This is a genomic window from Methanocalculus sp. (assembly GCF_029762515.1).
GTDB lineage: Archaea > Halobacteriota > Methanomicrobia > Methanomicrobiales > Methanocorpusculaceae > Methanocalculus.
The window spans coordinates 1-3821 of record NZ_JARVGN010000223.1; the positions used below are offsets into that span (position 1 = coordinate 1).

The 3821-nt window shown below is 38.1% G+C and carries 2 protein-coding genes and 1 pseudogene; all 3 read right to left on the reverse strand.

All coding sequences use genetic code 11. The annotated features are described in order from the left end of the window. Nucleotides 1-323 (reverse strand): annotated as a pseudogene (locus QCH34_RS08435) (glycosyl transferase); the annotation flags it as partial. Between the two features lie 87 nt (nucleotides 324-410). After that, on the reverse strand, nucleotides 411-2738 hold the full coding sequence (locus QCH34_RS08440; RefSeq protein WP_300332817.1) for a hypothetical protein: 2328 nt from the start codon (nucleotides 2736-2738) through the stop codon (nucleotides 411-413). A 17-nt stretch (nucleotides 2739-2755) separates the two neighbouring features. Next, on the reverse strand, nucleotides 2756-3821 hold a 1066-nt coding region (locus QCH34_RS08445), incomplete at its 5' end, for a methyltransferase domain-containing protein (RefSeq protein WP_300332819.1).

Genomic DNA, 3821 nt, shown 5'->3' on the forward strand with positions numbered 1-3821 from the left:
ACGACCTCACTCTCACCGAAGATGAGCATTATATGCTCCATCCAGTAGAAGAGCGGTGGATTGAACTCCCCGGACGCAGTGAATCCCCAGATCTCTGCAAGAGAATGGCGGGCAAAGCCGAGAGTGGATGCTTCATCAAGCCAGAGGGAATTGAATCCGAGCTGGTAGAGGCGGAGGAAGAGGCCAGCTATGGTCAGAAGGAGGACAAGCTGGAGGGGGCGGCTGGAGAGAAGAGTATCTTTTAGAGAAGAGGGGGTTTGAGGAGGAGAATTATTCTGTTGAGTATTAGCAGATCTTTTTTCAGATCTTATCTTCTTTCCCATAATGAGTGTGGTGTTTACAAGATTATTAATATCCCGCTTTGAAGAGAGAGAATTTTTATGGATCGTGCATCTGCAACAGTTCCATTTTTACTTCTTTCCTTTCACTTTTTTTGATCTAATTTCCTTATCTGGCTGACTCACCAAATATGCTTCTATAGTCCTTCGCTTGATAAAAATAGCTATTGCAAACAATAATCCAATAATTGTCAATAAGAATGCTAAAGTATATTGAGTGGATCCAAATGAAAAGCGTACCGTTGACGTTACATCAGTTAACTGTAATGCAACCATATTTCCAATTGGTTGTGCCTTCTTATCATTTATTTTCCAGCCTTCATAGTACGCTGTCTTTAATACAACAATATCATCCGGAAGGAATTCACCAGAGACAATAACCTCATCGGGCGTAAAACGTTCATAGTATACAGGAATCACTTCCTCATTCCGGAGAATGAATACGTTAGGCAGCACATTATCAGAACGAAGGACAGGAACTCCGCCTGCAAAAAATGTTGGATCATCTATATTCGCCTCACCACTCTGTCTGATGCCATCGTCAATAATGTAGTCTGCCGTTGAATATGTGATCTCTCCAATTGTATAAAATGGGGAAAGAGTTGTTTTCAAATAATATGCATAATATGCCCTTACTGGATGAATACCTGACTGAATAAACAGATAAGTCATATCAATATTCATAATTGGCCAACCGGTCGTCATTACCCATATTTGAGGATTATCACTTTCATCTTGAAGAATCTGATCAATAATTGCAATGGCCGGGCTTTCATCAAAATTGGGATCAGATGGGGTAACATAACTAATGTTTCCAGCAATAGATAGTGTAACACCAATCACTAAAAAAATAACCAGAATTGTTGTATTTTTTGTAAATTGAGTTCCTTGAGAGAGATAATATATTGAAAGTAACAAGATAAAACCAATAAGTAGAGAGCGGGCAACAACAGACATATCGAACAATTTATATGTGAGATTAATTACATAAACATTAATTATAAAAAATAATCCGAGAATACCCACGATAGCCTTTGGTTGACTCTTCTTTGTTACTATGATTCCAAGAAGTATAGCAACCATTCCAACTGCTATACCAGATTCGATGGTAACTGCCTCCTGATATGGTAATTCCATCAATTTTAAAAATGCAATAATACCTATTCCATAAAGTAGGCGTTTTTTCTCTTCATCACCAAATGGTAGTGGCTCATTGCGATCAATTCTTGACAATAAGTACGTTAACCCAAAAATTCCAATAATAAGAAGGAGAGGTAAGAGAGGAGCAAATATCCTGCCGGGACACCTGAAAGTATCAAGGATAGGGAGCAAATGGACAAAGTAAAAGAGAGTTTTTCCCCCAGCAGCCCATATCAATGATATACAAAAAGCAAGGAATACCGGAGCACTCCATGTTTTTTTACCATAAATAAAACCTAGAAGAATAAAGAATAATGGAATGATTCCTATCAGGACAATCGATTCATGAAAGCCAAAAACCATTCCTGAGATATCGTAGCCTTTATTGATCGGAGTCCCGAATATAAAGGAGCCCAGAGCGCTTTCGATCGAACCTCCATTCGATAATGGATCGATAATATCCTGTCTGATCACCTGATCAGAAACCTCCAATCCGGGGAGGATCTTGATGGCACCAACCAGAAGAAAAACCACAAAACCCAATGCCAAAGCAGAGAGGGAGCGTATATCAAAAGTACGATGAGAGTCATAAAGGAACAGTAATAAAATAAAGAAATATGCAAAGAATAGATAATAGATACTTGCTGAGAATAGAATAAGAAGAGAAGATGCTGAAAAAAGAAGAATATTTATTATCGTTCTTTCAGAATATCTCACAATTTTAAAATAAGAGTAATAAAGTAGTGGGATCCACGCCAGAGCATAGATAATAAAGATATGCCCTGCATACACTCTGGCAAGCATCACACCAGATAACATATACAAAAGGGCAAAAAAAGGTATAACATATGAAGGTATTTCTGCCTCTTTTCTCATAAGTGAGAAGAGAAGATAGGATGTACCAAATGCAATTAAGAGGTGAGCGAGAATAACCCAGTTTAAGATAAAAATATCCTGAAAGAGCATAAATAACGGAAGGGAAAATAGATAGAAGCGATCAGACATTGGAGATGTAATTTCAGGAAAACCAGAGATCCATGCATTATTCCAGAGAGCAAGAGGATTATCTGCCAGAAATAGATATGGCATTGCATTTGCAAGGGTGTCATGCCACTCACTTATAAAAATACCACGTTGAACCAGAGTAAAACCAAAGATAATAATTAGAGAGATTATTGGAAGAAGAAAAATTATAATTGAATTAATCTTTTTTTTATTCACCTCATTTTCCATTTTACTGGCTTGATCGAATGGTTTCATATTGCAACATTATGAGATTATTCATGATTCATATTATGATTATCCTTTTGTCCCACCTTTTTATCACCAGAAACAACCAGAAGTACACCCATTCCAATTCTTTCCAGGATTCGATCAATTCTGACCCATAATGCTAGCAATCGTTCAGATCCAACCAGTGCAATAAAAGGAGAGAAACAGAGGTAGGTCATACAATTCACACCGGTAAAAGATGAGAAAAGTTGATGCATATCTTTTCGATTATAGAATTTTAGATGTGTCTCACCATAATTACGACCCCTTCCAAAGAGATCCCATAGCAATTCATACATCCCCCAGATTGAACGTTCATTCGGCGTCGTCACTACCAAGCGGCCATTCTCTTTAAGAATCCTATAGGACTCAGATAATGTTGGACCTGGATCGATTAAGTGCTCAATAATCTCAGCACATATAATCCGATTAAAAGCGTCATTTTTAAAGGGAAGATACGATGCATCTGCAATTAAAAAATCTTCATTTGATTGTGATCGGCTACGTGCATATCTGACCGCATTTATATTTGCATCAATACCAATTGCTACTCCAGCCTTATCCCTGCAAATCTCTCTGATCTGAACCCCACTACCACATGCAATATCCAGAAGAATCTGCCCCTTTTCTAATCGCAGATGTTCTTCAATTGCTGACGTTTTCCTTCTTTGGAAAAACCGTTGAACAAGGAGATCTGAATTGTAGGCTTGTTCATCTATATCTCCATCTATTGAGTTATAGAAATCTATTAAAGATGAATTATCCGTTCGTTTCAGGAGATAAATAAGACCAATTGAATCCACAGATAATTCAGTTATTCGCAATAGCAATGAGAAAGATACTCCCAGCGCCAGAGAGACACCCAAGGCCACCATTACACTAGCTATACCAGCTTCCTGTAATCCCAGACCGGCAGGTGTCAAAGGAACCATCGAGAGGAGTGTCAAGGTTGGATTCAGGAAAAGGCAGTCAATAATGGAAAGAGAAAATATCCCAATTGATAATACCAAAAAAAACCATTCCAGTCCTCTTAATAGCCATCCTACAACGCTAACGAGTAGAATAGTGGGT